Genomic DNA, 4,031 nt, shown 5'->3' on the forward strand with positions numbered 1-4,031 from the left:
TGCGCATGGCATGGAATAACTGGGGTAAAAAGTAACCGTCTTTAGTTCCCAATGCAGCACAGGCAGCGATCCAGTGTGCTCAAATTAGCGCTTACAAAGAATTGCTGCCAGTCCTGGTCCGGAACGGATTCGAACGCCTTCGGCTCGAAGATGCCGAGATTATTGACAAGAATGTCAATATCAGAATGGCGCGCCACCATCGCCCCAACCTGCTCGGCATTGCCAAGGTCTCCAACGAAACCTGAAACCATCGCATTTGGGGCTTCCGTTTTCAATCGTTCAAGCGCGGAGGCGACGGATGCAGTGGAACGCCCGTTGATGACCACCTCGGCACCTTCTCTCGCCAGTCCCTTCGCGATGGCGAAGCCGATACCTTTTGTTGACCCGCTGACTAGCGCCCGCTTGCCCTGAATCTGATAGTCCATTTTCTGATCCCAACGATTGACAGTGTTTCCATTCAGGCACGCTTTCCGGCCTGACGTTTCATGACCCCGATTGTATTGATGGTCAAGCTACGTATTAACGTGGCGAAATCGAATTCATTTTTCGAGGAGGTCAAAAGGTGGTGTGCGACATTGTCGCGAGCGTCTCGGAGGCGCCGGCAAATACCAGAAGGCTTTTACGTTGATACAGCGACCTTCGTGGTCACGCGGCGCACAGTATCGAGTGGCAGGTCACGGTAGGGCGGTGCATGGACGAGGAGGACGCGAAGGCGTTAGGATGAGCAGTTCGTTCCGGTCCCGAAGCCGCGTTCCGCCGCAGCACCGATTCATCGATCTGGCACATGTCGGGCCTGTCCCATGCCTGTCGAATATCGATGTAAAACGGACGGTAATCTGGCGTTAATTTGCTTCTAATTCACATCTAATTCACGCACTCTTTTGACATTCCGAAATACCGGACCGGATGTCAATGCGCGCAGCGCATTCTGCTTGCGCCTATGTGGTGCAGATCGCCCATCCACGCTTGCTCAGCCGGCGCGACCTGCGCTTATCGCTTTCATCAAGTCAATTGTTTCAGACGTGTGACACATCACAATATTTAGCCGATTTATTTGTGATTTTTTTTCTCTGGACGCCATTGAACCTATTCTGCGAAAGTAATTCGAAAGGAAACCATGCGCCGCCGCCGGGCTGGAGCATGGGTGCCTGCTGCCGCTCATTGCACGCGTACTCGAATGCTTGTGGAGAGAATTCATGAATCGACCGAAACGGATGCTGGTGGAAAATATTGCATGGGCGCGCGAAACGACGCTCGCCGACGCGCAATTCTTCCGCCGTTTGTCGCTTGGCCAAAGTCCCAAGGTGCTTTGGATTGGTTGCGCGGACAGCCGTGTCCCCGCCGAGACGATCACCAATTCAAGCCCGGGTGATCTGTTTGTCCACCGCAATATCGCAAATCGCTTTTCTCCCACTGACGACAACACGATGAGCGTGCTCGAATATTCGGTGCGCGTGCTCAAGGTCGATCATGTGATCGTGTGCGGGCACTACGGCTGTGGTGGCGTGCGCGCATCATTGTCACCGTTGTCGAATGACCTGCCGCACGTGAATCGTCACATTGCGCCGCTTTGCGCGTTGGCCGGGCGCCATCGGGATGAACTCGATAAATCTCCCGGCCTCGACGCGCGCGCCGATCGTCTTGCCGAACTGAACGTACTCGAACAGGTACGTCTGCTGCGCCAGAGCGCGATCGTGCGCGATCGCGAACCGTCTCCGCTTGTGCACGGCTGGATATTCAGCTTGCATGATGGGCTCATCAAGGTGCTTGCTCCCGGTTACGACGCGCAGCACGTCGACCGTACGAATGACGTACAGGTTGAATTGTTGCAAACCTCCAGCTGCTGCTGATCTGTTCTGCCTGTTTTCGGACGTGACGTTGCTTGCGCACCGCCACGTGACCCAACTCGTTCTGAATGACCATGAAACCAGCCAATTCTCTTTCACAATTTCCGCGCGATCTGTTTGCCGGCACAGTCGTGTTTCTGGTCGCTATGCCGCTTTGCCTTGGCATTGCCAATGCATCAGGCGTTCAACCTTTTGCGGGCCTTCTGTCGGGCATCATCGGAGGTCTCGTCGTCGCACTGCTGAGCGGCTCGCAATTGAGTGTAAGCGGCCCCGCAGCGGGGCTGATCGTGATCGTCGTCGAAGGGATCGCGGGCCTCGGCAGCTTTTCCGCGTTTCTGCTTGCCGTACTGCTGTCCGGCCTGATCCAGTTTGGTTTCGGGATGCTGAAAGCAGGGCGGTTTGCGGAGTACGTGCCTTTGTCCGTGGTCAACGGCATGCTCGCGGCTATCGGACTTTTGCTGGTCATCAAACAGACGCCACTCGCTCTGGGCTTCGCGAATGGCGGTGCGACGGTCGCGAGCGGTGCGGGCATGCTCGGCACTCCATTCGGATGGGTGTCGATCTCAGCGTGCGTAGTCGCGATGATTTCGCTCGCGATGCTGGCCAGCTGGGAAACGCGCGCGATGCGGCGCTTCGCGCTGGTCCGCGCAGTGCCCGCGCCGCTCGCCGTGGTGGCCGTAGGCATCGGTCTTACGCTGATGCTTGATCTGTTCGCGCCTGAGGTTGCGCCACCTGCTCAGCATCGCGTGGCCCTGTCTTCGCTCGGATCGCTCAGTGCATTCACGGATGCGCTGCAGTTGCCGGATTTCGCCCAATGGATGAACCCGGACGTCTGGAGTCTTGCGCTTACGCTCGCGATCGTCGCTAGCCTGGAGACGTTGCTGAGCCTCGAGGCGGTCGAACAGATCGATCCCAGGAAACGTGGCGCGCCGCGCGATCGCGAACTCAAGGCACAAGGCATCGGCAACATCATGGCGGGCGCGATAGGCGCGTTGCCGATCACGTCGGTTATCGTGCGCAGTTCGGCGAATGTGCATGCGGGCGCGCAGAGTCGCTGGTCGTCCTTCATCCATGGCGCGCTGCTGCTCGCGAGTGTGTTTGCGCTGACCAGCATCATCAATCTGATTCCGCTCGCCTGTCTGGCCGCGATTCTGATTTTCACAGGATTCAAGCTCGCTAAGCCAGCGCTGTTCGTAGCGACGTTCCGGCAAGGGGTCGAACGATTCGTACCGTTTATCGCGACGATCGCGGGCGTCCTGCTAACCGACCTATTGATGGGCATTCTGCTAGGCATCGCCTGCAGTTTCCTGCTCGCCGTTCGTGCAAATCTGCGGAGGCCTATCACCATCGCACAGCATGACGATCACTATCTCTTCTCGTTTCGCAAGGATGTGTCGTTTCTCGCCAAGGTCAAGCTCAAGCATCATCTGCGCACACTGCCGGATGGCGCAACCGTGATTTTCGACGCATCGCGAGCCGACTATATCGATCCCGACGTGCGTGAGGTGATTGACCGGTTCGTCGCTCAGGCGCCGGGCAGACGCATGCATGTCGAATGCCGGAACATGCCAATTGCCGAGCCCACACTGCCGTCACTGGGCGTACAGCGGGTCTGGCCGATGTGGGTCAGGTCGGGTAGGGCTGTTGAACTCAAGGGGCTTCGACAGCCCGAATGAGCAGTCTGGTTTGATCTGGCACGGTGGTCGCCGTACGTGGCTTCTGCGTGGCGGCGAAGATGATGCGTTACTACGCCGACCTTCGCCGCGTGTTGCAGCTTGAATTGTGGGAAGTCGTGCGAGCCTCGCCGGCCGAAGTTGCGATTTCAGCGCGTGAAGTGCGGAACCTGTACTGGTTCATTCGGACATCTCGGCGCGGTCTACACGATGCACGTCGGCGGCGGATCCATCGTAAAACCGCGGTTTATAGAAAACGCCTGCTCGAAGCAGGCGTCACGAAGCGGGAGATTCTGGAGCTGCTAGCGTGCTGCCGGTCGAAGCGATGCGTTGGCAAGGGATGTCTTGATTGCGCGGATCGCGCGGCAGAGCTTAAGCCACAAATTTGACATAAGATAAATTATCAACTGAATCGGTGTAACGGCCATTTAGTAATGTCTGGTTTGAGCCAGTTAGAAATGTCCGGTTCGGGGCTCCGCGAGGCGCATGCTGTGGCGCGCGCACACGACGG

At 57.6% G+C, this 4,031-nt stretch carries 3 protein-coding genes; 2 read left to right on the forward strand and 1 reads right to left on the reverse strand.

Features of this window, described 5'->3' with window-relative positions; translation table 11 throughout:
* Positions 1-41: 41 nt before the first annotated feature.
* Positions 42-425: an SDR family NAD(P)-dependent oxidoreductase gene (locus BX592_RS33425; protein WP_134197606.1), complete on the reverse strand. Its 384-nt coding sequence runs from the start codon at positions 423-425 to the stop codon at positions 42-44.
* A 771-nt stretch (positions 426-1,196) separates the two neighbouring features.
* Between BX592_RS33425 and BX592_RS33430 the strand changes: the two genes are divergently transcribed.
* Together BX592_RS33430 and BX592_RS33435 are read left to right on the forward strand one after the other, a co-directional pair.
* The gene (locus BX592_RS33430; RefSeq protein ID WP_134197607.1) at positions 1,197-1,850 is read left to right on the forward strand and encodes a carbonic anhydrase; all 654 of its coding nucleotides are present in this window, start codon (positions 1,197-1,199) and stop codon (positions 1,848-1,850) included.
* Positions 1,851-1,921: 71 nt separating this feature from the next.
* Positions 1,922-3,523 carry a SulP family inorganic anion transporter gene (locus tag BX592_RS33435; protein WP_134197608.1) on the forward strand — a complete coding sequence of 534 codons (1,602 nt, stop codon included), beginning with the start codon at positions 1,922-1,924 and terminating at the stop codon, positions 3,521-3,523.
* The last annotated feature ends 508 nt before the right edge of the window (positions 3,524-4,031 follow it).

This window comes from Paraburkholderia rhizosphaerae (assembly GCF_004366595.1).
Classification (GTDB): domain Bacteria; phylum Pseudomonadota; class Gammaproteobacteria; order Burkholderiales; family Burkholderiaceae; genus Paraburkholderia; species Paraburkholderia rhizosphaerae.

Bases quoted from the DNA above. Each gene is read 5' to 3' on its own strand.
- BX592_RS33425 (WP_134197606.1), bottom strand. From the start codon at position 425: ATGGACTATCAGATTCAGGGCAAGCGGGCGCTAGTCAGCGGGTCAACA.
- BX592_RS33430 (WP_134197607.1), top strand. From the start codon at position 1,197: ATGAATCGACCGAAACGGATGCTGGTGGAAAATATTGCATGGGCGCGC.
- BX592_RS33435 (WP_134197608.1), top strand. From the start codon at position 1,922: ATGAAACCAGCCAATTCTCTTTCACAATTTCCGCGCGATCTGTTTGCC.